We start from the raw sequence: 23,312 nt of genomic DNA, 5'->3' as shown, positions 1-23,312 counted from the left end.
CAACGATTTGAGGAGCCCCATGCGCAAGTTCGCACTGATCACGGCCGTCACCCTTTCCCTCGGCGCGATGGCTGCCGGTACGGCAGCGGAGGCCCGCCCCGGACATGGTCACGGCTACGGTCGCGGCGGCCATGGCGGTTATGCTCATGGCGGGTACGGCCATCGCGGTTACGGTAACCGTGGCTACGCCTATCGCGGCGGCGGTCGCCGTGGGATCGGGACCGGCGCCGCCGTCGGTCTCGGCATCGCCGGTCTCGCAGCCGGTGCCATCGCGGCGGGAGCCGCGCGCGATTCCTACTACAACAACGGTTACGGCCGTCCCGCTTATGGCTACGGCTACTGAGCCACCGGAGTTTTTATCAAGGATCGAAGGGCGGCCGGTGTCTACCGGTCGCCCTTTTTCATGGCCCGACCCGACACCGCGCCATGACCGACAACGCCTGATCCGTCCGGAATGATGGCGATGGGATCTCCGGTATCGCAGGACGATCGCCGACGCCGATCGGATTGCATGACGCGTCCGGAGATTGCATGACGTCGTGCAATATCGACGACAGGACAATCGCACGCCCATGCCCATCATCGCCGCGCTCTTCGGCGCTCTCATCGCCGGACTGGTCTACTGGATCAAATACGGCAACGGGATGGAGCATATCAACAACGCGGTGCGCGACTGGCGGAGCGCCAGACGTCGGACCGCGAGCGAAAGGCAGATCGGCTCCGCTCCACTACGGTCCCTGCGACACCCCGCCGATGCGGCCGGGGTCCTGCTGGAACTGGTCGCCCGCCTTCGCGGCGTGCCGACCCCCGAGCAGGAAGCGGCGATCCTGGTCCAGATGCGCGGCATCGTCGAGCCCGGCGACGATCTCGACAAGCGGATGGTCGTCATCCGCCATGCCGCCACGCTGGCACCGGATGCGAAAGCCGCGATCGACGCCCTCGCGCCAATCCTGCGCGATAGCCTGGATTCCTCCGAGCGAAGCCACTTCGCCCGGATGCTTCAGGCCGTCGCCGAGATCCATCAAGGGCCGACCGAGGCCCAGGAGCGCCTGATCGCTCAGATCCTCCGGGCGATCGACGAGGATCGTTGAAACCGGCGTCTCAGCCGCGACCGCGATAGGGCGCGATGCCCTGGTCCGGGAGCCAGAGCGCTTTCGGAGGCTCGCCGCTCTGCCAGAACACGTCGATGGGAATGCCGCCGCGCGCGTTCCAGTAGCCGCCGATGCGGAAGTAGCGGGGCTTGAGGAGACCGACGAGGGTGAGGCCGATCCCGACCGTGCAATCCTCGTGGAAGGCGCCATGGTTGCGGAAGGCGCCGAGATAGAGCTTCAGGGATTTCGATTCCACGAGCCACCGATCCGGCACGTAGTCGATCATTAGGATCCCGAAATCGGGCTGGCCTGTCACCGGACAGATCGAAGTGAATTCCGGTGCGGTGAACCGCGCCAGATAGTCGGTCGCCGGATGCGGATTCGGCACGCGGTCCAGGCGCGCGGCCTCCGGCGAGGCGGGCAGGGGGGTCGGATGACCGAGCTGGAGCGAGTCGTCGGGGGGAGGCGGGTTGGTCATGCCGTCGCTATAGCGCAGGCCACGCCCCAGGGGAACTGGCGGCCTGGAATCCCGCATGAAATCAACGATCTAGGATGCGGCCTGCTTATCCCCGCCCGACCCCGGCGGCACGCGCGACACCGATGCGGGGATCGGCGGCGCGGAATTTCTTTCAACCCACGCAAAGATTTGTAACCTCGCGGAACCCTCACCAGGCGAGGGGGCGCTTGCCGGATGCGACACGTTGACGGATAAGCCTGCCCTGGATCCGACCGGTCCCGCAGGGTGAGCTCGTTCACGAAGCGCTCCTGCGGGACCATGACGGCTTGGCCGAGCGCCCGCCGCAACACCTTGAGAGCAGGGGCACGCATGACCGCGATCACCAATATCGCCGCCCGCGAGATCCTCGACAGCCGGGGCAACCCGACCATCGAGGTGGACGTCCTCCTGGAGGATGGCTCCTTCGGCCGCGCCGCCGTCCCCTCGGGCGCGTCGACCGGCGCCCACGAGGCGATGGAGCTGCGCGACGGCGACAAGGGCCGCTACGGCGGCAAGGGCGTGCGCAAGGCGGTGGCCGCGGTACGCGGCGACATCCTCGACACGATCGGCGGCATGGATGCCGAGGATCAGATCGCCGTCGACGAGGCGATGATCGAACTCGACGGCACCCCCAACAAGGCGCGCCTCGGCGCCAACGCCATCCTCGGCGTGTCGCTGGCTGTGGCCAAGGCCGCCGCCGAGACCGCCGGCCTGCCGCTCTACCGTTATGTCGGCGGAACCCAGGGCCGGGTGCTTCCGGTGCCGATGATGAACATCATCAACGGCGGCGCGCATGCCGACAACCCGATCGACTTCCAGGAATTCATGATCATGCCGGTGGGCGCGTCCTCGCTCGCCGAGGCCGTGCGCATGGGCGCCGAGGTGTTCCACACCCTGAAGGGCGCCCTCAAGAAGGCCGGCCACAACACCAATGTCGGCGACGAAGGGGGCTTTGCCCCCAATCTCCCCACGGCCGAGGCCGGGCTCGACTTCGTCATGGAATCGATCGTGGCGGCCGGCTTCAAGCCCGGCACCGACATGGTGATCGCCCTGGATTGTGCCGCCACCGAATTCTTCAAGGACGGCGCCTACCATTACGAGGGCGAGGGCAAGGTGCGGGATATCGAGGCACAGGTGAGCTACCTCGCCGGCCTCGTCGACGCCTACCCGATCCTCTCCATCGAGGACGGCATGTCGGAGGATGACTGGGCCGGCTGGAAGCTCCTCACCGAGCGCGTCGGGGCGAAGTGCCAGCTCGTCGGCGACGATCTGTTCGTCACCAACGTCACCCGCCTGTCGCGCGGCATCGCCGAGGGCACCGCCAACTCGATCCTGGTGAAGGTCAACCAGATCGGCACCCTCACCGAGACGCTGGCCGCCGTCGATATGGCCCAGCGCGCCGGCTACACCGCCGTGATGTCCCACCGCTCGGGCGAGACCGAGGATTCGACCATCGCGGATCTCGCCGTCGCGACGAATTGCGGGCAGATCAAGACCGGCTCCCTCGCGCGCTCGGACAGATTGGCCAAGTACAACCAGCTCATCCGCATCGAGGAGGGCCTCGGTGCGCAGGGTCGCTTCGCCGGCAAGTCCGCGCTGCGAGCCTTCGCGTCCCGCTGAGACGCGTGAGGGGACGCTCTCCTACGGATCGAGGCGCCCTGTCGTCTCGAAACGACGAAACGCCCGTACCATCGCTCCGATCGATGGTGCGGGCGTTTCGCTTCGATGTGAGCGTTTGCTGAGCAGAAGCGTTGTCCCGGGACGTGATCTCCACGTCTCGAACCGATGCATCGATCCACCATGACCCAGCCCGGCGTATTGACGGTCTATTACGACGGAGCCTGCCCGCTCTGCGCCGCCGAGATCAGGACCTACCGGCGCAGCCGCGGGTCCGAACGGCTTCGGTTCGTCGATGTGAGCGGTGACGATGCCCCCGACATTCTGGGGCCCGATCTCACCCGCGCGGCCGCCCGGGCCCGCTTCCACGTCCGGGATGAGCACGGCCGCCTCGCCTCCGGGGCGAAAGGATTCATCCGGCTCTGGCGGCACTTGCCGGGCTGGCGCTGGCTGGCGATTTTCGCGAGCCTGCCCGGCATGCCGATTCTGGCCGAGGCCGCCTACCGCCGGTTCCTGCCCCTGCGCCCCTCCCTCGCCCGGCTCTTCACTCGGTTCCGTGGCAGGAAGGGCGCGCCCTGCGACACGGCCTGCGGCTCACCGAAGGTCTGATCATCGGCGTCATCACGGGGATGCGATTATCGCGCGGGCGCGCATCTGCGCTATGGCCGGGCGCCCTGACCTTCCGCGAGTCACCCCCATGCAGAACCCCTTCCAGGCCTTCCTGCTGCGTCCGCGACTGCTCGGCTCGATCGTGTTCACGACCGTGCTCGCGGTGGCTCTTCCGGTCGCCTCGCTCTGGACGCGCCTCCTCATGGGCTGGTGCGTCGGGGTCGTCCTCTACACCACCCTCGTCATCTGGCGGACATCGTCCCTGTCGCGAGACTCCCTGCGCCGGGAGGCCTCGCGGCTCGACGACAGCGCCCCGGTGATCTCGCTCTTCGCCATCCTGGCGGGAATCGCGAGTTGCGGTGCCGTGGCGATGCTGGTCATCGGGGAGCAGGAGCCGGGCGCGCAGCGCCTGCCGCTGATCGCGCTGGCGATCATGACGATGCTCTGCGCCTGGGTCTTCGTGCAGGTGGTCTTCACCGTGCATTACGCCCATCTGTATTATGGCGGGGGCGAGGACGGTCGAAGCCGTGGCGGGCTCGACTTTCCCGGCGACGAGGAGCCGGATTTCTGGGACTTCCTCTACTTCTCCGTCACCATCGGGGCGACCTCCCAGACGTCGGATACGGACATCACGAGCAAGGCGTTCCGCCGGATCGTCACGGCACAGACGGTCTATGCCTACCTGTTCAACACCAGCGTCCTGGCCCTGGCGGTGAACATGGCGGCAGGCTTCGCGCAGCATTGAGCCGGAGCGGTCAGGCCTGCTTCACCCGTTCCGCTCCGAGGTCGCGCCCGTCGGGCCCGGTCTGCGGCGTCTGCGAGCCGGGCTTGCCGTTCCTGTCGCGCCAGTTCGCACCGCTCCGCGTGAGGATGAGATAGAGCGAGTGCGGATTGGTGAGGAAGTAGCGCCAGAACAGGCGCCTCGGCTCCTGCGCCAACCGCCAGAGCCATTCGAAGCCGATCCGCTGGACCCAGGACGGAGCCCTGCTGCGACTTCCGGAAAGGAAGTTGAACAACCCGCCGGAGGTCTTGATCACGGCGACGTTCCGCAGAAGCGGTCCGTAATCCCGTACGAAGGCCTGTTCGCGGGGCACGCCGAGGGCGATCCACAGGATGTCGGGCGCCAGGGCGTCGATCTCGGCGATCTTGTCCTGCAGCGCGTCGCCCGCGAGGTAGCCATGACAATGGCCCGCGATGCGCAGATCGGGATACAGCCGCTGCGACGTCTCCACGGCGGCGCGGTTCTCGTCCTCGGTGGCACCGTACAGGTAGAAGGTCAGGCCGGCCGCGGCCGCCTTCCGGGCGACCCCGTGATACAGGTCGGTGGTGGCGACGCGTTCGGGTAGACGCCGGTCGCCCATCAAGCGCGACATCGACACCATCGGCTGTCCGTCGGCATTGATCAGGTCCGACAAGTCCATCAGCCGGGCGAATTCGGCATCGCGGGCGTGCCGCGACATCACCTCACCGTTGGCCGAGGTCAGGTAGAGGGGCGTTCCGGGCCGCGGATGGAGGCGCACGGCCTCGACCATGAGATCCACGGTCTCCTGCATCCCGACGGCGGCAATCGACAAGCCGCCGAGGGAGGTCGTGGGAACATGGCGGAGGAGCGCACGTGAGGGTGTTGTCATCGGGCCCCTCCAACCAGCGCCGCCGCGCCCGAAATACTGAACGGTGCGGGCGACGAACGCTTGGTCGACCGGATCCCGGCGGAAGCCGGCTTGTCGAACGAACGCTCCACGGCCTGATCCGGTTCACGGCGGGGTTTCGGTTCGGCCCGAGGCGCCGGCTCCACCGGACGTTTCGGTTCCTCCCGTGCCGCGGGAGCGACGTCCGGCTTGGTATCGGGGTCCTTGAATCTGTTCCGGAAGAAGGCCATCGGCGATCGCGGGAGATCGGGAAGATCCGGCGCGCGGAACGAGCGGGGCGCGACCGGGATGCGGTTTTCCTTCAGGGCACGCGGCGGCATCGGTGCCGGGACCGGATCGGTCGCCTCGACGGAATTGGGCATCCGGGCCGGCTCGGCGGCTCGGGCCGGCCTGGGAGCGCGAGACGGCCTCGGCACCCGGACACGTTCCGGGCGGCCGAAATTCGCCCAGTCGTCGAGCAGGGCGAGGAGGACGCCGAGGCCGAGCCCGGCCACGAGCCCCATCGCCATCAGCGTGCGGGCGGGAGGCGGGAAGCTGCGCATGATCGGCTTCGTCGCCGAGGTCACGACACGGGCGTTGCCCATGTCGAGATAGGCCTGCTGGCCGGTCTCGCGCGAGCGGGTGAGGAAGGATTCGTAGACCGAGCGGCCGGCCTCCGCCTCCCGCTCGAGCTCGCGCAGGCGGATCGAGGCCTGGGCGAGACCGACCGTGCGACCCTTGGCCTGGTCGAAATTCTTTTCCAGGGCCGACGCCGTGGCCTGCGCCTTGGCGAGGTCGGTCTGCGCGGCCTGGGCGAAGCGGGCGACCTCCTGGTCGATGGAGCGCCGCGCCTGCGCGACCTGCTTGGCGATGGAAGAGACGGAGGGGTGGCGCGGGCCGAGGTCGTTGGTGAGTTCGGCCTGGCGCCGGGTGAGTTCCGCATATTGGCTGCGCAGGGCGGCCACGGTCGGCGAGGCGAGGACATCGTCCGTCGCCCCGGCATCGAGGCCGGAGCGGGCGATGCGCTGGCTCTGTCCGAGTCGGGCCTGCGCCTCGGCCACGCGGGCACGGGCGGCGGCCAGCTGCGAATTGAGCTGCGTCAGTTGCTGGTCGGTGACGAGGGCGTCGCGCGTGCCGACGAGGCCGGTCTCGGCCCGGTAGGCCTGAACCCGGTTCTCCGCCGCGTTGAGGGCGTTGCGCAACTCGCCGAGCCGAGCGGTCAGGCCGGCATTGGCACGGTTGGCGGCCTCGGTGCGAGAGGCGGCATCCTCGGCGAGATAGGCGGCGACGACGGCGTTGGCGAGGCGTGCGGCCTTGGCCGGATCCCGGGACCACACGGAGACGTCGACCACGTAGGTCCGGCCCGTCCGGCGCACGGAGAGGCGCTGCTGCAGGATCCCGATCGCCGCGTTCGCGTCGCCTTCGGCATCCGTCGGCACCTCCTGGCTCCCGAGGCCCAGAGCGGCGCTCAACTTCGCGAACATCCCGCCGCCGGACGCGGCGACGAATTCGTCGTCCTTGGTGAGACCGGTGGCGTCGACGGCCCGGCGCAGCACGCTGCTCGAGGTGATCAGGCGGGTCTGGCTCTCCACCACGCTCTGGTAGGCGTTGGAATCCTGGCCGCCCGTGGTCAGTTCGCGGGAGACGAGGTTCAGGTCGCGCGGGTCGATGTAGATCTGCGCCTCGGCGGTGTAGCGCGGTGTCAGCATCTTTCCGACGACGAGGCCGGCACCGGCCAGGACGAGGGCACAGACGAGGATCCAGATCATGCGCCGGCGCAAGGCGGAGACCACGCCCCCGGCGGACAGACGGTAGCCGCTCCGCATCGGCTGGGCCGTTCCGGGCCCGCCGGATGGCGGGGGGTCGTCGTAGACCAACATCAATGGCTCCCCAACATCATGGGCTCTCTCGGGAAGGCGGACCCGGATCGTGACCGGGTCCCCGTCTCATCCTTCCCGCTTCCGTCCGATCATGTCCCAAGATGGCACGATCTAAAGGTCACGGGCCGAACGCAGAGGAGAATAGCAACCACGAGTCCAAGGCTTGATTAAATTCTCAGTGGCTCGTCGCCGAATGCAGCACAACGCGATGCGATGATGAATGTAGTCTTTATGGCGCCTTCGAGCGGCACATGAACGCAGGCGACGGGATCAGGCCGTCGCGTCCGGCGGGACCGACCGAGGCCGGGCCGGGCTCACGCGCCGCGTGTGCGGCCTTTGGCGAGCCGCGTCGCGAGCTCGGACGACGGTCGGGATTCAGTCCCGGACGGGCGCCGCTCCTCGGCGGTTCCGCAGGCGAGGGCCATCCCCTCCGCGATCGAGACCGTTGGGATGCCGCGCCTTTTCGCGGCCGCGAGGGTCGCATCGAGCAGGGAGGGGGAGCAGCCATAGGGACTCGCTCCCTCGGCGACGTCGTGGCCGAAGAAGATCACCCAGCCGTTGCGGGCGACCGCCTCGTCCATCAGGCGCGCGAGGGAATCGGCATCGAGGCAGCGGTCGAAGAGCGGATTCGCGCGCAGGAAATGGCGGTCGATGCGCCCGGCATTCAGGCCCGGCACGATGCTGCGGCTGGAAGAGTACATCCGGTTCAGGACGCGCTTGGCGGCGAGCGAGGCGTAACCGTAGGGAAACGCGAAATTCTCCAGCCTCAGACCCGGCACGAGGGTCGCCAGTTCGTCCCGGTTGCGCCGGATGTCGGCCGCGAAGGTGCCTGCGTCGAGGGCCGGCACGAGACCGTGGGAATGGGTGTGGCAGCCGATCTCGTGCCCACGGCGATGGATCTCCGCCAGAGCCTCCGGTCCGGCGACCCGCCAATGCTCGTTACGGGTGCCGAGGAGGGTGCGGGAGACGTAGAACGTGCCCTTCGCGCCGTGGGCGTCGAGCAAAGCCGCACCGGTGCTGCAGGCCGTGTCGGGCACGTCGTCGAAGGTGATGCTCAGCATCGGACCGCGCAGGGCGGGAAGCGCGGGCGCGATCCGGACATGTCTTGACAGGCGATGGGAGATCCGAGCCCGGAGCGAGAGTTGGGCCCTCAGCTGTGCTGCGTCGCGATCGATGATGGCGTCGGGGGTCATCGGGGGGTTGGATGCTCCGCCCGCTTGCGCAGAACCAGATGATAGTCGCCGTGGCGCAGGTTGATGCGCCGGGCCGCCGCCATGTTCGCCAGGTCGGTGATGCCGTCGACGACGGCCGCCAACCGGGGACGGCGCTCCCGCATCTCCGCGTAGCGCGGGCTCTCGTAGACGCGCTCGTAGACGGGCTCGAGGCCGAAACGATCGAGGAAGGGCTTCAACCGGGCCGGCAGGACGAGGGGGTGGTAGAAGACCGGGAACGGAGGCTCGCCCGGCTCGCCCGCCCGCTCGTGGCCGCGGATATGGCGGTAGAACCAGACGTGGAACCAGTGCGGTGAATACTTGGTCACCAGCCCCGAGAGCGAGCGCGGATGCGGTGCGCCGATGAGCAAGAGACCGCCGGGCTTCAGGCTTTCGGCGAAGCGCTCCATCGCCGCGCCGACATCGGCGAGATGCTCGATGACGTTGTAGCTCGTGACGAGGTCGAAGGTCCCGGGCGTGAAGCGGTGGGTCTGCACGTCGCCGCAGATCACCGTCTCGGCATAGCCGTTGTTGCTCACCTGGGTCGGGTCGATATCGACCACGGTCACGCGGGAGCGGCGCAGCACCGAGACCGGAAGATAGGAGGAGGCCCCGCCGCCGGCCTCGTAGACCGAGACCTCGCCGGGCGGCAGCAGGGTCTGCAGGATTTCGTGGACCTTCGCGAGGCTGAACCCCGCCTCGCCGGCCGGCATCTCCGTATCGTGGTGGAGATCGTCAAAAGCGACCTGCATCGCCGTCGCCGAGGTGCCGTTCTGTGCCATGGCCTGCATGCTCCGTCTCTATGCCGTCTTGGAGGGGCGGGACGAGGGGGAGGACATGGAACGAAGATCCCTTCTGGACGCGCGTCGACCGTGTCCTGCTCATGCCACGGCAAACCTTACTTTTCCAAGTACAAAGCGCACAAAGGCACATCCAGCGAGCCCTCGAGTGCCCTCATCATTAATCACACAAGTCTAGGGGCGCAGAAATGCAGCCCTCACGCAGCTTCCGTCCGCCGTTTCGAATTTTCTACTCCGCATCGGGAATAGAACGTCTCGATACTCGTGCGGATCGTCGAGAGAGGCGTGGATCCGAACGACTGGATACAGAAGGCCCGCTCCGTCGGCGTGGCGGCTTCCAGCATGGCGAGGATGTCGGACTCGCTCAAGGGGTCGTCTTCCCAATGCGTCCTGCAATAGCTCCGCGTCGTCACCGCGTGCCGCGCCATCGCCGAGGGCGTGTTGGCGACGAAGGTGCCGTAGATCATGTATTCCGAGAAGTTGCGGTCCCGGCACAGGGCACCGACCCAGCCATGCCCGGTCACCGCCTCGATCCGGTCGGTCATCGCCCGTGCGGTCGCCTGATCCCAGATGATGATCTGGTCGATGTAATCGTCGGCGGGCACGCTCTGCTGCGTGGTGCGGAGGAGACGGCTCGCGGTGCCGATCCAGAGGATGTGGCGGGGCCGGTTCTCCATGACGCCGCCGGGATGGACGTGGAACGGCGTCGGGTTCGGCTCGGCCAAGGCGGCGAGGTCGAAGTCCCGGAAGAAGTAGATGTCGGAATCGATCAGGCAGTAGCGGGCCTCGGGCAGACGGCGCGTGGCCTCGATCTTGACGATCTGCTGGATATGCCAGCCGCTGATCGGCTTGCCGAACGGCGTGAGCCAGTAACGGCGCCCGCGCCAGCGCAGGACGGGAATCGGCTTCATCCACCAGGGCAGGAACTGCGACAGCGGCAGGATATGGCGGTCGGGGCGGGCAAAACGCGCGAACAGCGCCACGTCTTCGTCGTCGACGATGACGTAGTGGCAGCCGCGCGGTGTCGCGTGCCGGTCGATGGTCTCGAACAGGAGGGCGCAACGCTCGAGGTCGCCCCGGTGGCTGAGCGTGATCAGGCCCACCGTCTCGGCCCGGCCCTGTCCCGCGGATGCGGACGGGAGATCTCCGGTCTCGGCCTTCATGCGCACCTCCTTCGATCGGCCGCCCTTCATCATGCGGGACCCTGCGCCGGGAACGGTGAAGGATTCCGTCACCGGACCGTGCCTGTCAGGGCCTGTCGCGATCACGGTGCCGTGTTCCGCCACAAAAGACCGTAGAGGGTAAAGAAGGACACCGCGTAGATCGCCACGTAGATCGCGTTCAGCCACAGGCTCCACTGCTCCGGATTGGGAAGCGCCGTGAGGAGCAGGACGAAGGCCAGAGCCTTGAAGGCGATGAGAGCGGCGGTGACGCCCGCGCGCAAGCCCATCCGGCCGAAGGCGAAGAACAGCTCTCCCTGGAATTCCAGCAGGTTCCGCACCGCCGGCACGGCGATGATGACGGTGAGCATGCCGTAGGCGGCCGACACGTTGGGCCCGAGAAGGTCCGGCCGGATGTGCAGGACGGCGATCATGAAGACGAGGGCGCCCGTCGAGACCGCCGCCACCATCGCTTCCACCTTCAGGCATTCGCGCAAATTCGCCCTCGTGGCGCGGCCGGCCTGGATGAGCTTGCGCGAGTACATCATGAACATCGGCCGCAGCGGCACCCCGGTGAGGTCGATGAGCCGCATCGAGATCGCGTAGATGCCCGCCATGCGCTCGCCGGCCAGCGTCAGGACGATGAGCTTGTCGATCTCGCCCTGGGCGAGGAACATGAAGTAGGACGCGGCATAGAGCAGGCCGTCGCGGAGCTTGCCCTTGAGCAGCACCGCGCGGAACCGCATCCGCGTCCGGGGATGGAACAGGATGGCGAGGACGGTCACCGAGACCGCGTTGCCGACGAGGTAGTAGATCGCCCAGGTCTCCGCGTCGCCGCCGCCCGCCGCCCAGAACGCCACGGCGGCGGCCGCGCGGAAGCCGACGGGAAGCGACACCACGGTGGCCGCGGCGGCGTAGCGGCCGAGACCGTTGTTCACCTGGACGAGAAGCTCGATCTGGCGCCAGAGCGCCACCTCCACCACGATGATCGCGAGATAGCCGGGCAGGGCGATCACGTCCCGGAACAGCAGGACGTAGAGGGCCAGCGAGAGGCCGAACATGATCGGCAGGGCGAGGGCGAAACAGGCATAGTAGACGGCGAGATAAGCGCCCATCGACGAGCGCCGGCCGGCAGCCGACCGCATCACGAAGGATTGGAAACCGAATCCCGCCAGGCATCCGATCATCACGCCCGCCGCCGAGACGGAGGCGAAGACGCCCATCTCCGCGAGACTGAGCGTATTGGCGAGAACCAGGAAGTAGACCATCTGGAGCACGAGGCGACTGCCGGCGCCCGCCAGAAGCTGCCCGTAGCCGATCAGCATGGTGCGGTGGGTCGACCACGCGCCGGCGACGAGGCGCATCGGCGCGACGTGCCAATGCCTGATGCGGCGTCCCGCGACGGGCGTCGGATTTCGGGACAGATGTGCCGTCATGGCCGGCGTATCCGCAGAGCCCGTGCCAGAGCCGGGACATGCGCCGGACTCGCTCGCGGACGATGCACCGTCATATCCGGGTTCGGGGCGCATCGTTCGCACGTCATGTCGGTCGGAGGCAGATCGTTCAGAGCCATGTCCTGGTCGCCGGGCCGCGCAAGTCATGCCACAAGGGTCGAGACTGCGAAGGGCATCGCGCGCGACGGATGATAGCGTATGTGCGGACTTGATCTTGCAAAACCGTTCGCCGCGTCCCGGCCGAGTGTACCGTTTTGGACGATGGCCACGTCTCGCGAGATTTCGGCATGACGACAGCGCCCTCCGACCGCCGGGCCATCCTGAAAGGGGCCCTCGGCGGCGTCCTCTGCGTGGGAAGCGCCCTGGGCACCCCCCTCGGCCATGGTCCGGCCATGGCCGCCGCGCCGCGAAAGATTCCCTTCGGCGCCGCCGTCCGCGGGGACGCCCTGGCGGCGGATGCCGCATACGGCGCGGCGCTGGCGGACAGATGCCGGCTGCTGGTGCCCGAGGGCGGCCTAAAATGGCCGGTCCTGCGGCCGAACCGCGAGACCTTCGATTTCGGTGAAGCCGACCGGATCGCCGCCTTCGCCCGCCGCAACGGGCTCGGCCTGCGCGGCCACACCCTGGCCTGGTACGGCGGGATGCCGGCCTGGGCCGAGGCGATCACCAGTCCGGTCGAGGCGGAATGGGTGCTGACCAGCCATATCGAGACGGTGGTGTCCCGCTATCGCGGCTTCATCGGCTCGTGGGACGTGGTGAACGAGCCGATGCCCGACAACCCCGCCTCGCCGCAGGACCTGCGCCGCTTCGTCTGGACGAAGACACTCGGGGCCGAGTACATCCCGATCGCCTTCAAGGCGGCTCACGCCGCGGATCCCGCGGCCCGGCTCGTCCTCAACGAATACGACATCGAGTATGTCGGGCCGCGCTTCGCCCAACGCCGCGCCGGCATCCTCGCGATCGCGCGCTCCCTCCTCGACCGGGGCATCCCAATCCACGCCATCGGCCTGCAGGCGCACCTGTTCGCGGACCGGGAGCTCGACCGCGACGGCCTCCAGAGCTTCCTGCGGGAGATCAAGGCGATGAAGCTCGACGTTCTGGTGACCGAACTCGACGTGATCGATGCCGGGCTGCCGACCGACTTCGCCACGCGCGACGCCATCGTCGCGAAGAAGGCGGCCGATTTCCTGCAGGCGGTGGACGAGGTGACGCCGCCGAGCGCGGTCCTGACCTGGGGCATTACGGATCGTTATACCTGGGTGCCGATATACTTCACCCGCTCCGACGGAACGGCGAACCGGCCGCTTCCCCTGGATTCCGACCTGAGGCCCAAGCCGCTGATGAATGTGATCGAGCGCTTCACCGGAAGCGCGTCGTGAAGGCGCGCGCCACTCCTTTCGACGCGGTGGTCTGCATCCCGACCTTCAGAAGGCCGGAACACCTCGTCCAGACCCTCGCATCCCTGGCGCGCCAGCGGACCGGACGGCGCTTCGCCGTGGTCGTGGTCGATAACGACGCCGCGGCGCAGGCCGGGCGGATGGCCGCCGAGGAAGTGTTCGCGAAGGGGCCGCTCCAGGGCCAGTGCGCGGTGGAGCAGCGCCAGGGCAATTGCTCGGCGATCAACCGCGCCTTCACCACCGCGCTCGCGGCCTATCCCGAGTGCCGCTACTTCCTGATGATCGACGACGACGAACTCGCCCAGCCGGACTGGCTCGAACGCATGGTAGCGACGGCTCTGCGCACGGGGGCGGGCATCGTCGGCGGACCGGTGATGCCGCGCTTCGAGCCGGGGAGCCGGTCGGGCCTCGACCGGCATCCCGCCTTCGCCCCCGCCTACGACAAGAGCGGGCCGGTGCCGGTGATCTACGGCAGCGGCAATTGCCTGATCACGCGTCGCACCTTCGCGCTGATGGGCGCACCGCCCTTCGACACGGGCTACAATTTCCTCGGCGGCGGCGACACCGACTTCTTCGTCCGCGCCCGCCGGGCCGGCGTGACCTTCTACTGGGAGTCGGACGCGGTCATCACCGAGACGGTGCCCCTCGCCCGCACCCGGACGGGATGGCTCGCCGCGCGGGGCCTGCGGATCGGCGCCGTCAATTACCGGATCGAGCGCAAGCATGTGAGCGGCAGCCTCGGCCTCGTGGCCCTGGCCGGCAAGTCCTTCGCGGTCCTCGGGCTCTCCTTCGGACGCAGCATCCTCGACCTGGCCCGGACGCGGGAGCCGACCATCGCCCTGCACCCGATCCTGGTGGCCGTCGGGCGCTGCCTCGCGGCCCTGGGCGTCGAGCCGCAGCCCTACCGCGCCAGCACGCCGCGCCTGCGGACGCGCGGGAGATGAAAGCGGGACACCGATGAAGACGGGTGCACCCGCCGCCGGATTGCCGGCCTCCGAGGCCGCCCCCGGAGGATGGCGCCGGCTGCAGACGGCGCTGGCCGAGACACCCGCCAGCGTCATCGCGCGGAAAGCCGTCTTCCTCGCATTCCTCCTGCTCGCCTGGATCTCGCTCAGACCCTTTCAGGACTTGAGCAATCCGGACGTCGCGGAACTGAGCTCGGGGCGCGAGGGACTGACCTACGCGAGCTTCGGCATCCTTGCCGCGCTGGCTCTCGCCCTGACCGTCGTGGGCCATGCCCGCGCCCTGAATTCGTTCGTCTCGCCCTGGTTCCTGGCCCTGGGCGCCTGGCTCGCCTTGAACGTGGTGTTGTCGCAGGATCCCGCCACATCGGCCAAGCGCCTGACCCTGACCGGGGCGGTGATGCTGGCATCGGCCTGCCTGCCGCTGCTGGCGCGCTCTCGGAACGATCTGCGCAATCTCCTGGCCATCGCGTCGCTGCTGCTGCTCGGGGCCTGTTATCTCGGCATGCTGCTCGCGCCGGATCTCGCCATCCACCAGGCGAACGACGTGGTCGAGCCGATGCTCGCGGGCAATTGGCGCGGCGTATTCGGCCACAAGAACGGTGCTGCGGCGGTCATGGCCATGCTGGTCTTCATCGGCATCGCCGTCGCGCGCTCGGGGCTCATGGCGGTCGGCCTCGTCATCGTCGCCCTGTCCGGGCTCTTCCTGGTCGGCTCCGAAGGCAAGAGCGCGACGGCTCTCCTGGTGGCGGCGCTGGCGATCACGGGGCTCTTCACCGTCATCCGCTCCTTCCGGGGCCGCATCCTCCTCACCCTGGTTCCGCTCTTCGCGATCAACCTGTTCAGCGTCGGCACGGTGGTCAGCGAACCCCTCGCCGCCATCGTGAGGGCGCTCCCCGTCGACCCCACCTTCACCGGCCGGACCGATGTGTGGGAGTTCGCCATCGAGGCGCTCGGGGCGCGTCCGCTCACGGGCTACGGCTTCTCGGCGTTCTGGAACAACGTCACCGTGCGCGCGGCCTCCGACGATGGGTCGAGCTGGGCCGGATATGCCTCGCACAGCCACAACAGCTACCTCGACACCGCGGTGACCCTGGGCCTGCCCGGCCTCGTTCTCGTGCTCGCGATCTTCGTCGTCGCTCCCTTGCGCGACATCATGAGGATCGAGGCGAGCGGCCGGACCGACCCGCTCGCGACGATGTTCGTGCAGATCTGGCTGTTCGGGCTGCTGCTCTCCTGCATGGAGAGCTTCCTCTTCGACGGCGGCGACCCGATCTGGGTCACCTTCCTCGTCTCCGTGTTCGGCCTGCGCTACCTCGCCCGATTCCGCAGCGCGTGAAACGGCCCGAACGACGATGGTCTCACGCCTCGGGCCGATGATCCTAGAACTCGAAGATGCCGACGGCCCAGCCACCGAGGGTCACGAGCAGGCCGAGCCATAGCAACGTCGCGATTCCGCCGACGATCAACCCACCCATCGCCAGGTGTTCGGTCAAGCGGAACCTGTCCTGTTTCGGGACATTGTCTGCGTCAAATTGGGTCACGGTCTACCTCCTTGCCCCTTCGCCATCACGAAAGCGCAAAGTTCGCACCCCTCAAGCGCGACACACTACCCGATCGCCGATCCGGGACAATGACGATGGGTCCCGAGAAAGGGACGACGGAGGCGAATACCAAGCCCGCCGACCCGTCCAAGCCTGCCGACCCGTCCAAGCCTGCCGACTCGTCCAAGACTTCCGCACCAGGCGAGCGCCTCCCTGACGAGATGCCTTCAGCCGAGGATGGACCTCAGGGCGCGGGCCGCATCGGCGAACCAGACCTGCCGGTCGAGTTCGGGCGGCCGCGTCGGGCGCGCGGCGGCCGCCTGAGCGAGGTCCGCATAGGTCTCGGGTCCGGCTCCGCTCGGGGCCGCGACGATGGCCCCGCCGGACAGGAGCTCATGGAAGCGCGGATGGTGGTCGAACTCATCCGCGCGCTTCGGCTCGGTCACGATGACCGGGCGTCCGGCCTGGACGCAGGCCAGCACGCTGGCGCGGCGCGCGGTGAGCCCCTCGGGAAGCACGTAGGCGAAGGCGTCGACCTCGTCGAACAGGCCGAACAACTCCTCGGACGAGGCGACGTAGCCGGAGACCACGACGGTCTCGGCGAGGCCGAGCGCCGCGACCTTGTTCCAGAAGATCTCCTCGATCCCGTCCGAGGCGCGGATGAACGAGCCGATGAAGACGACGAGCGGATCGGCGCCGCGCGCCTTCAGACTCGCCGCGATGTCGAGGATCGCCTCCGGCTGCTTGCCCGGATAGATCGAGCCGAAATGACCGAGGATGAGGCGGCCCTGGTCGCGGGCGGCGCGCATCCGTTCGGACAAAGCGCTCGGCGCCGAGGCGGCAGGCCGCGCGATGTTCGGGGGCAGGGGCATCATCACCGCGCCCCGCGCGAGGCGGCCGATCACCGGATCGGCGGCCAACTCGTCACGCACCTGCGGCGACAGGAGGACGATCGTGTCCGAAAGGAGGAGGAGCGGCCTCAGGACGAGCCGGCGCAGACGGTGCATACCGCCCCATTCGTGCAGGATCGCGATACGCCGCCGCCGCCGCAGGAGCGCCATGGCGAAGGCCGCCGGGGGACCGGCGAGCGCCCGCTTCCACGCGACCAGGGGCAGGTTGGCGATGACGGCGTGGCTTCTCCCCACGGCGCGCCAGATCTCGCCGAACGACACGTGGCCCGGCTCCAGGGCGAGGACCTCCTGGGGCATCCCGTCGTGCCGCAGCGCCTCGATCAGATGCGCGGCGAAATCGCCGATGCCGCAGGGCGGATGCCCCGTTCCCACGAGATGAAGGCAGGGGGAGGGGAGGCTCGTCTCTTCCGGTCCAGGGCGTTGCGTCATGCGGCGGGATTCCGGAAGTGGACGTGGCCGTCCGATCCTAAGCGGCGGTCACTTGCCAAAGGCTTTCGTAGACGAGGCTTTCATCGATTTGCCTGCATAGACTTGCCTGCCGAGGCTCATCCCCGACGGCATTGCGATTGCAAAGCTCACGGCATCGTCGGATGTAGTGTCCGGAAACGGATCGGCCCTGTCCCGCAGGGGGATCGATCCGCCCTTCTGATGGAACGGCGGGACACGATACGGATTGGCCGTAGCCATGAACGACCCGATCTTTACGTCCTGGAACGAGACCCACGCCGCCCTTTGGGGCCACCAGCCCCTGCGGCTCGAGCATCGGCTGCACGAATCCGCCCTGTTCTCGAGGGCGGCTTTGGCCGACTTGATCGATGCCTATCCGCGCGACCAGTACAGCCTCGTCCATATGGGCGCGGCCGGCCAGCGCAAGTTCTGGCGCGAGGGCGAGACCGGGGGGCTTCCCGGAGCGCAGGTGATCGAGTCCATCGCGCAGGGGCGGATGTGGCTCAACCTGCGCAACATCGAGACAGTCGACCGGCGCTACCGCGACACGCTCGACGCCATGTTCGAGGAACTGGCCCGGCGCGTGCCCGGCTTCTCACCGGCGAAATCCACCTGCGGCATCCTGATCTCGTCGCCCAACGCCCAGGTCTATTACCATGCCGACCTGCCGGGGCAGCACCTGTGGCAGATCATCGGGCGGAAGCGGGTCTACGTCTATCCCTCGACCCCGCCCTTCGTGACGCCGAGGCATCTCGAGGACATCGCCCTCTTCGACGTCGAGGTCGATATGCCCTACGCCCCCTGGTACGACGCCCATGCCCAGGTGATGGAACTGTTGCCCGGCCAGATGCTGAGCTGGCCGCTCAACGCGCCGCACCGGGTCGAGAATCTCGACTGCCTCAACGTGTCGATGACGGTTTCCTTCGTGGACGAGCCGATCCGCCGCAAGCAGATCGTCAATCTCGCCAACGGCATGCTGCGCCATCGCTTCGGCCGCGAGCCTGCGAGCCATGCCATCACCGGGCCGGGATACTGGTCGAAGGCGGTGATGCAGAAGCTGCTGCGCAACGGCGGCTGGGTGAAGAAGGAGCGCGCCGCCCGTCGCGCCGTCGATTTCCGCCTCGATGCGGCCCGTCCGGGCCAGATTCTCGAACTGTCCGCTCCGGCATGACGGAAGCGGCGCTGCCGGCCGGTCGACGCGGCAGGAGCCGCGACGCAGCGGGTTCGAGAGCGGACGGGTTCGGCACCCTGGGCTACGGCGTCGAGATCACATCCGATTGGGCCCGGGCGGTCGCCGGATGGACCGGCGCGCCGACGCCTTTCCAGGATCCGGTCTGGATCGAGACCTGGTACGAATCGCTCCGAGGCCGGGCAGGGCTCACACCGCTCCTGGTGACCGCGCGGGACACGGCGACGGGGGCGCTGGCGCTTCACCTCCCCCTCGTAATCGACGAGACGGGCCGCCGCCGCATCATCGCCTTCGCCGATTTCGGCCTGACCGATTACAACGCGCCGCTCCTCGGCCCCGCCTCGCCGCAGGACCATGCCGGCGCCCTCGAATTGTGGCAGGCGATCCGGCGCGCGCTGCCCCGCGCCGATCTCCTCTCCCTGCGCAAGATGCCGGCGCGCCTCGCCGATGGTCCCAATCCGCTGGCCCTTCTCAGGGGTGCGTGCCCATGCCCGCTCAACGGAAACGAGGTCAGGACCGGAGAGGATTGGGAGGCCTATCATCGCAGCCTCGCCAAGACCGTGCGCAAGGAGCTGGAGCGAAGCTGGCGGGTGTTCTCCCGCGAGCCGGAGACGCGGTTTGGCATCGTCACGGATCAGGGCGAGGCCCAGCGGGTGCTGGAGATCATGGCACGGCAGCAGGAGGCGCGGATGCGCAGCCTCGGTGCCGATTACCGCCTCGACGAAGCCGAGTTCGATGCCTTCTACCGGCGTCTCGTCGAGAAAGGCCTCGGCAGCGGCTACGCCATCGTCAGCGCCCTGACAGCGGGAGACGAGGTCGTCGCCGCGTTGCTCGGCATCCGCGATGCCGGCACCTACGTGATGATCCGCATCAGCAATGCCGGAGAGCCATGGTCCCATTGCTCGCCGGGCCGCCTCGTCATCGACAAGACCATGGAGGCGCTCCATGCCGAGGGCTGCCGCTCGTTCGACTTCAGCATCGGCGACTACGATTACAAGCGCCGTTTCAAGGTCGAGCCCCTGGCGCTGGTGGACCTCACGCTCCCCCTCGGCTGGCGTGGCCTGAAAGGCGCGGCGCGAGCGAAGCTGGTCTCGACCCTTCGCCGATATCCCGCCCTCGACCGGCGGGTGAGGGACATGGCCTGCCGGGCCATCGTGTTCTGGCGCGAACGCCGGGCGTGAAGAGGGGTCCACGCAGGACATCCATCGTTGTTCCGTCCGAAATCCGAAACCCTTTTCTCCCGCCGCTGCTCTATTCCAACGCTGCGCTTTCACGTGCCGAACGGAGATAGCCCCGCCTGACCCAACCTCGCCGCCTGCATCTCGGCGCCTTCATGCGGCCAATCGGCATCCACACCGCATGGTGGCGCTATCCCGGCGGATATCCGGACGCGAATTTCAGCTTTCCTCACCTCAAGCGCTTCGCCCAGCGCCTGGAAGCGGCGAAATTCGACGCGTTCTTCATGGCCGACCATCTGGCGGTGATGAACATGCCCATGGCCGCGCTGAAGCGCAGCGCCACCGTCACCTCGTTCGACCCGATGACGCTGCTGCCGGCGCTCGCCGCCGTCACCGAGCGGATCGGACTCGTGGCGACGGCGTCCACCACCTACAACGAGCCCTACCATGTGGCCCGGAAGTTCGCCTCCCTCGACCACATCTCGAACGGTCGCGCCGGGTGGAACCTCGTCACCTCCGGCAACCCGGACGAGGCCCTGAATTTCGGCCGCGACGCCCATCTCGACCATGCGGTCCGCTACGCCCGCGCCCGCGAGTTCTTCGACGTGGTCACCGGCCTGTGGGATTCCTGGGCCGACGACGCCTTCATCCGCGACGTGGAGGAGGGCGTGTATTTCGATCCCGCCAAGCTCCACGTCCTCGACCATGCCGGCGAGTTCCTGAAGGTGAAGGGGCCGCTCAACATCGCCCGGCCGATTCAGGGCTGGCCGGTGATCGTGCAGGCCGGCGCGTCGGAAGCCGGACGCCAGATCGCCGCCGAGACCGCCGAGGTGGTGTTCGGCTCGGGCTCGAAACTCGCCGCCGCGCAGGATTTCTACGCCGACGTGAAGGGCAGGATGCCCGCCGCCGGCCGCGACCCCGACCATCTCAAGATCCTGCCCGGCGCCTTCGTCGTCCTCGGCGGGACGCGGGGCGAGGCCGAGGCCAAGAAGGCGCGGCTCGACGCCCTGGTCCCCACCGATAGCGGGATCGCCAACCTCTCCGTGCGGCTCGGAATCGATGCCTCCGGATTCGACCTCGACGCGCCGCTCCCCGACATCCCCGAGACCAATGCCAGCAAGAGCGCCCAGGCGCAGATCCTCGGCTATGCCCGCAAGACCGGGGCGACGGTGCGTGAACTCGCCCAGCGGGTCGGCGGCTATGGCGGGCTCACCATGGTGGGGACGCCGGCCGACGTGGCGGACCAGATGGAGGAATGGCTCGAAACACGCGCCTGCGACGGGTTCAACGTGATGTTCCCCTTCGTGCCCGAAGGACTCGACGACGTGGTCGACACGCTGGTGCCCGAACTTCAGCGCCGGGGCCTGTTCCGCACCGAATACGAGGGGACGACCCTGCGCGATCATCTCGGCCTGCCGCGCCCGGCCAACCGCTTCTTCCCGGCCTGAACGGATCCGAGACCGAGTCTCGTCGATCGGTCAGGCTCACCGAATTCCGGGATGACGCGACTTGGCCGCCCACCCGTCAGGGCAGGCGGCCGGGCCTGTTCAGGCCGCGCGGCGATTGATCCCGCTCTCGGCCATCCGGGTCAGCCGCTCATCGGTGGCACGCTCCTCGTCCAGGGTCTGCTGGAGCACGCCGGCGCAATCGTCCCGGCCGAGTTGCTTGGCCCAGGCTACGAGCGTGCCGTACCGCGTGATCTCGTAATGCTCGACCGCCTGGGCGGAGGCGATGAGCGCGGCATCGAGCACCGTCTTGTCGCCGATCTCGCCCGAGATCTCGTTGGTCTCCTTGATGATCCCGTCGATGGCGGGGCAGGTGACCGCCTTCGGCGTGTGGCCATGCATCTGGAACACCTGCTCCAGACGGGTGATCTGACCCTCGGTCTCAGACAGATGCTTCTCGAACCCGCTCTTGAGTTCGGGGTCGCTCGCCTTGGCGATCATCTTCGGCAAGGCCTTGGTGATCTGGTTCTCGGCATAATAGATGTCCTGCAGCGTATGCACGAACAGGTCGTCGAGGGTCTGGATGTCCTTCGTGAAAATGCCCATGGTTCGTTGCTCCTCGCATGAATCCGTGACGCATAGGACAAACGAAATCCGCCGTACCGAAGATAAACTTTGGTCATTATCTTGAACCAATCCGCAAACGGCGAAGCTTGATCCAAGTTAAAATGCGGATTCCGAAGCGTCCTTGCTAGGCCGGATCAAGAGATTGACGCTGCGATGGTTCCGGAAGACCGCCGGCATGAAGGGTCGAGATTCGATCCGCGCTCGCGAAGACCGTTGCGTGGAGGCTTCCTCGCTTAAGTGCGATGCGCGCTGCCCGTGGATGCTCAGGCCCCGAACCGCCGCGCGACGGCGGCACGAGCAGGGGTGCGGAACACCACTTCGAAGATGGGCTCATGATTGTCGCTGTGGCAGCGCACCATGATCTGGTAGGTGAAACAAATTCAGGCATGCTCGAATTACCGGCATGTACTGTTTTTCTTGCGTTTATCCGGTGCAAATATCAGACGACACTCATATCATCAGGTGACGTCGGGTGCATGAACGCCCAGCAGCCATTGGAGACGTAGAATTATGACTATGAATTCACCTCGGAATTCGGCCGAAATCTTTGCGTTCGTGCCCAGAAAGGACGCAGTCGCTCCGCGTGCCTATTCGAACGGCACGCGCAAGGGGAGCGATGCCGTGGTGGATCTCGCAGCCCGCCTGTCGCCGCCGATGGCACTGCCCAGGATGGATTTCGGCGAGAGCTGGTACCATGCCGAGGCCATCCTGGACGACGGACGCACCCGCAAGGTCTGACCGGCGCCACGCTCCACGGGACATGATATCGCTCCGGTGCCGGAACGCGGAACGGGCCGCGCCTTCGGGTAACCGGAGACTGCGATGAAGCCGCCGATCGGACGCGAAACCACGCTGTGCATGTCCCTTTCGGGACGCCCGGGTCATTTCGGTTCGCGCTTCCACAACCGGCTCTACGAGCTCATGGGGCTCGATTACGTCTACAAGGCCTTCACCACCACAGACCTGCCCGCCGCGATCGGCGGAATCCGTGCGCTGGGCATCCGTGGCTGCGCCGTCTCGATGCCGTTCAAGGAGGCGGTGATTCCCCTTCTCGATGGCCTCGAACCCTCGGCGGCGGCTATCGACAGCGTCAACACGGTGGTGAACGAGGCCGGGCGCCTCACCGGCCACAACACCGATTATGTCGCCATTCGCCTGCTGCTGCGGAAGCATGGCATCGATCCGCGAACGCCGTTTCTCCTGCGCGGCTCCGGCGGCATGGCCAAGGCCGTGATCGCCGCCCTGCGCGACGCCGGCTTCACGCTGGGCACCCTCATCGCCCGAAACGAAGGGGCCGGCCGGGCGCTGGCGACACGCTACGGCTACGACTGGCGCCCCGAGATCGGCGCGGCGCAAGCCCCGCTTCTCATCCCAGCCCCGCTTCTCATCAACGTGACGCCGCTGGGGATGGAAGGCCCGGACGCCGACGCGCTCGCGTTTCCCGTCCCTCTGATCGCGGCCTGCGACATCGCCTTCGACGTGGTGGCGCTGCCATCGACCACGCCGTTCCTGCGCGCGGCCGAGCAGGCGGGCAAGCGCCGCATCACCGGCCATGAGGTGGTGGTGCTGCAGGCGCTGGAGCAATTCGTCCTCTATACCGGCCTTAACCCCAGCCCGGAGCAGGTGGACGACGCTGCGGCCTCTGCCCGGACATGATGGCCTGCAC

The 23,312-nt window shown here is 67.7% G+C and carries 22 protein-coding genes; 13 read left to right on the top strand and 9 right to left on the bottom strand.

The genetic code is table 11. The features are described 5' to 3' along the window. Window positions 1-19 precede the first annotated feature (19 nt). A complete protein-coding gene (locus tag A3OK_RS0106385; protein WP_019904112.1) occupies window positions 20-343 on the top strand; it encodes a hypothetical protein in 324 nt (107 codons plus the stop codon). 229 nt (window positions 344-572) lie between these two features. Continuing rightward, window positions 573-1,091 (top strand): hypothetical protein, encoded by a 519-nt coding sequence (locus A3OK_RS0106380; RefSeq protein WP_019904111.1) that lies wholly within the window; start codon window positions 573-575, stop codon window positions 1,089-1,091. Window positions 1,092-1,101: 10 nt separating this feature from the next. Here the strand turns inward: A3OK_RS0106380 and queF are convergent, their stop codons facing one another. Then, complete coding sequence (gene queF / locus A3OK_RS0106375) at window positions 1,102-1,569, bottom strand: preQ(1) synthase (RefSeq protein ID WP_019904110.1); 468 nt, start codon at window positions 1,567-1,569, stop codon at window positions 1,102-1,104. Between the two features lie 348 nt (window positions 1,570-1,917). Between queF and eno the strand changes: the two genes are divergently transcribed. The 3 genes from eno (at window position 1,918) to A3OK_RS0106360 (ending at window position 4,558) form a co-directional block, all read left to right on the top strand. Continuing rightward, window positions 1,918-3,207 carry a phosphopyruvate hydratase gene (gene eno / locus A3OK_RS0106370; RefSeq protein WP_019904109.1) on the top strand — a complete coding sequence of 430 codons (1,290 nt, stop codon included), beginning with the start codon at window positions 1,918-1,920 and terminating at the stop codon, window positions 3,205-3,207. A gap of 180 nt (window positions 3,208-3,387) precedes the next feature. Continuing rightward, window positions 3,388-3,813 (top strand): DUF393 domain-containing protein, encoded by a 426-nt coding sequence (locus A3OK_RS0106365; RefSeq protein ID WP_019904108.1) that lies wholly within the window; start codon window positions 3,388-3,390, stop codon window positions 3,811-3,813. An 88-nt stretch (window positions 3,814-3,901) separates the two neighbouring features. Continuing rightward, window positions 3,902-4,558, top strand: a complete 657-nt coding sequence (locus A3OK_RS0106360) for a DUF1345 domain-containing protein (protein WP_019904107.1) — start codon at window positions 3,902-3,904, stop codon at window positions 4,556-4,558. A gap of 10 nt (window positions 4,559-4,568) precedes the next feature. Here A3OK_RS0106360 and A3OK_RS0106355 read toward each other — a convergent pair whose 3' ends face one another. The 6 genes from A3OK_RS0106355 to A3OK_RS0106330 form a co-directional block, all read right to left on the bottom strand. Next, window positions 4,569-5,444, bottom strand: coding sequence for a WecB/TagA/CpsF family glycosyltransferase (locus A3OK_RS0106355; RefSeq protein WP_019904106.1), 876 nt, complete (start codon window positions 5,442-5,444; stop codon window positions 4,569-4,571). Beyond that, window positions 5,441-7,321: a GumC family protein gene (locus A3OK_RS22415; protein WP_051092906.1), complete on the bottom strand. Its 1,881-nt coding sequence runs from the start codon at window positions 7,319-7,321 to the stop codon at window positions 5,441-5,443. The genes A3OK_RS0106355 and A3OK_RS22415 overlap by 4 nt, the downstream gene beginning before the upstream one ends. Before the next feature lie 314 nt (window positions 7,322-7,635). Next, on the bottom strand, window positions 7,636-8,514 hold the full coding sequence (locus A3OK_RS22410; RefSeq protein ID WP_019904105.1) for a polysaccharide deacetylase family protein: 879 nt from the start codon (window positions 8,512-8,514) through the stop codon (window positions 7,636-7,638). Next, a complete protein-coding gene (locus tag A3OK_RS0106340; RefSeq protein WP_026596992.1) occupies window positions 8,511-9,314 on the bottom strand; it encodes a class I SAM-dependent methyltransferase in 804 nt (267 codons plus the stop codon). The genes A3OK_RS22410 and A3OK_RS0106340 overlap by 4 nt, the downstream gene beginning before the upstream one ends. A 215-nt stretch (window positions 9,315-9,529) precedes the next feature. Further along, entirely contained in the window at window positions 9,530-10,600 is a 1,071-nt protein-coding gene (locus tag A3OK_RS22405; protein ID WP_245259321.1) for a DUF6492 family protein, read from the bottom strand. Next, window positions 10,597-11,928, bottom strand: coding sequence for a hypothetical protein (locus tag A3OK_RS0106330; RefSeq protein WP_019904102.1), 1,332 nt, complete (start codon window positions 11,926-11,928; stop codon window positions 10,597-10,599). The genes A3OK_RS22405 and A3OK_RS0106330 overlap by 4 nt, the downstream gene beginning before the upstream one ends. A gap of 305 nt (window positions 11,929-12,233) precedes the next feature. On the opposite strand from A3OK_RS0106330, the gene A3OK_RS0106325 reads away from it, so the two are divergent. From A3OK_RS0106325 to A3OK_RS0106315, 3 genes are read left to right on the top strand one after another with little or no spacing between them, the layout of a single operon-like run. Beyond that, window positions 12,234-13,325 carry an endo-1,4-beta-xylanase gene (locus A3OK_RS0106325; protein WP_026596991.1) on the top strand — a complete coding sequence of 364 codons (1,092 nt, stop codon included), beginning with the start codon at window positions 12,234-12,236 and terminating at the stop codon, window positions 13,323-13,325. Next, window positions 13,322-14,287: a glycosyltransferase gene (locus A3OK_RS0106320; protein ID WP_019904100.1), complete on the top strand. Its 966-nt coding sequence runs from the start codon at window positions 13,322-13,324 to the stop codon at window positions 14,285-14,287. The genes A3OK_RS0106325 and A3OK_RS0106320 overlap by 4 nt, the downstream gene beginning before the upstream one ends. 13 nt (window positions 14,288-14,300) lie before the next feature. Beyond that, window positions 14,301-15,644 (top strand): O-antigen ligase, encoded by a 1,344-nt coding sequence (locus tag A3OK_RS0106315; protein ID WP_019904099.1) that lies wholly within the window; start codon window positions 14,301-14,303, stop codon window positions 15,642-15,644. A gap of 432 nt (window positions 15,645-16,076) precedes the next feature. Here A3OK_RS0106315 and A3OK_RS0106305 read toward each other — a convergent pair whose 3' ends face one another. Further along, on the bottom strand, window positions 16,077-17,189 hold the full coding sequence (locus tag A3OK_RS0106305; RefSeq protein WP_245259320.1) for a hypothetical protein: 1,113 nt from the start codon (window positions 17,187-17,189) through the stop codon (window positions 16,077-16,079). A gap of 256 nt (window positions 17,190-17,445) precedes the next feature. On the opposite strand from A3OK_RS0106305, the gene A3OK_RS0106300 reads away from it, so the two are divergent. The 3 genes from A3OK_RS0106300 to A3OK_RS0106290 all read left to right on the top strand — a co-directional run bounded on the left by A3OK_RS0106300 (window position 17,446) and on the right by A3OK_RS0106290 (window position 21,022). After that, window positions 17,446-18,378 carry a hypothetical protein gene (locus tag A3OK_RS0106300; RefSeq protein WP_019904096.1) on the top strand — a complete coding sequence of 311 codons (933 nt, stop codon included), beginning with the start codon at window positions 17,446-17,448 and terminating at the stop codon, window positions 18,376-18,378. Continuing rightward, window positions 18,375-19,577 (top strand): GNAT family N-acetyltransferase, encoded by a 1,203-nt coding sequence (locus A3OK_RS0106295; RefSeq protein ID WP_019904095.1) that lies wholly within the window; start codon window positions 18,375-18,377, stop codon window positions 19,575-19,577. Before A3OK_RS0106300 ends, A3OK_RS0106295 begins: the two co-directional genes overlap by 4 nt. Window positions 19,578-19,693: 116 nt before the next feature. Further along, window positions 19,694-21,022 (top strand): LLM class flavin-dependent oxidoreductase, encoded by a 1,329-nt coding sequence (locus A3OK_RS0106290; RefSeq protein ID WP_026596990.1) that lies wholly within the window; start codon window positions 19,694-19,696, stop codon window positions 21,020-21,022. A gap of 99 nt (window positions 21,023-21,121) precedes the next feature. On the opposite strand, the gene A3OK_RS0106285 is transcribed toward A3OK_RS0106290, so the two are convergent. Beyond that, window positions 21,122-21,625 (bottom strand): ferritin-like domain-containing protein, encoded by a 504-nt coding sequence (locus A3OK_RS0106285; RefSeq protein WP_019904093.1) that lies wholly within the window; start codon window positions 21,623-21,625, stop codon window positions 21,122-21,124. Between the two features lie 576 nt (window positions 21,626-22,201). On the opposite strand from A3OK_RS0106285, the gene A3OK_RS0106280 reads away from it, so the two are divergent. Together A3OK_RS0106280 and A3OK_RS0106275 are read left to right on the top strand one after the other, a co-directional pair. Further along, window positions 22,202-22,384 (top strand): hypothetical protein, encoded by a 183-nt coding sequence (locus tag A3OK_RS0106280; RefSeq protein WP_155911962.1) that lies wholly within the window; start codon window positions 22,202-22,204, stop codon window positions 22,382-22,384. An 84-nt stretch (window positions 22,385-22,468) separates the two neighbouring features. Beyond that, window positions 22,469-23,302 (top strand): shikimate 5-dehydrogenase, encoded by an 834-nt coding sequence (locus A3OK_RS0106275; protein WP_019904091.1) that lies wholly within the window; start codon window positions 22,469-22,471, stop codon window positions 23,300-23,302. Window positions 23,303-23,312 lie beyond the last annotated feature (10 nt).

This window comes from Methylobacterium sp. 77, from assembly GCF_000372825.1.
Classification (GTDB): Bacteria; Pseudomonadota; Alphaproteobacteria; order Rhizobiales; family Beijerinckiaceae; genus Methylobacterium.
Note: the sequence above shows the minus strand (reverse complement) of the source record. Positions and strands in the feature narration are given on the sequence as shown.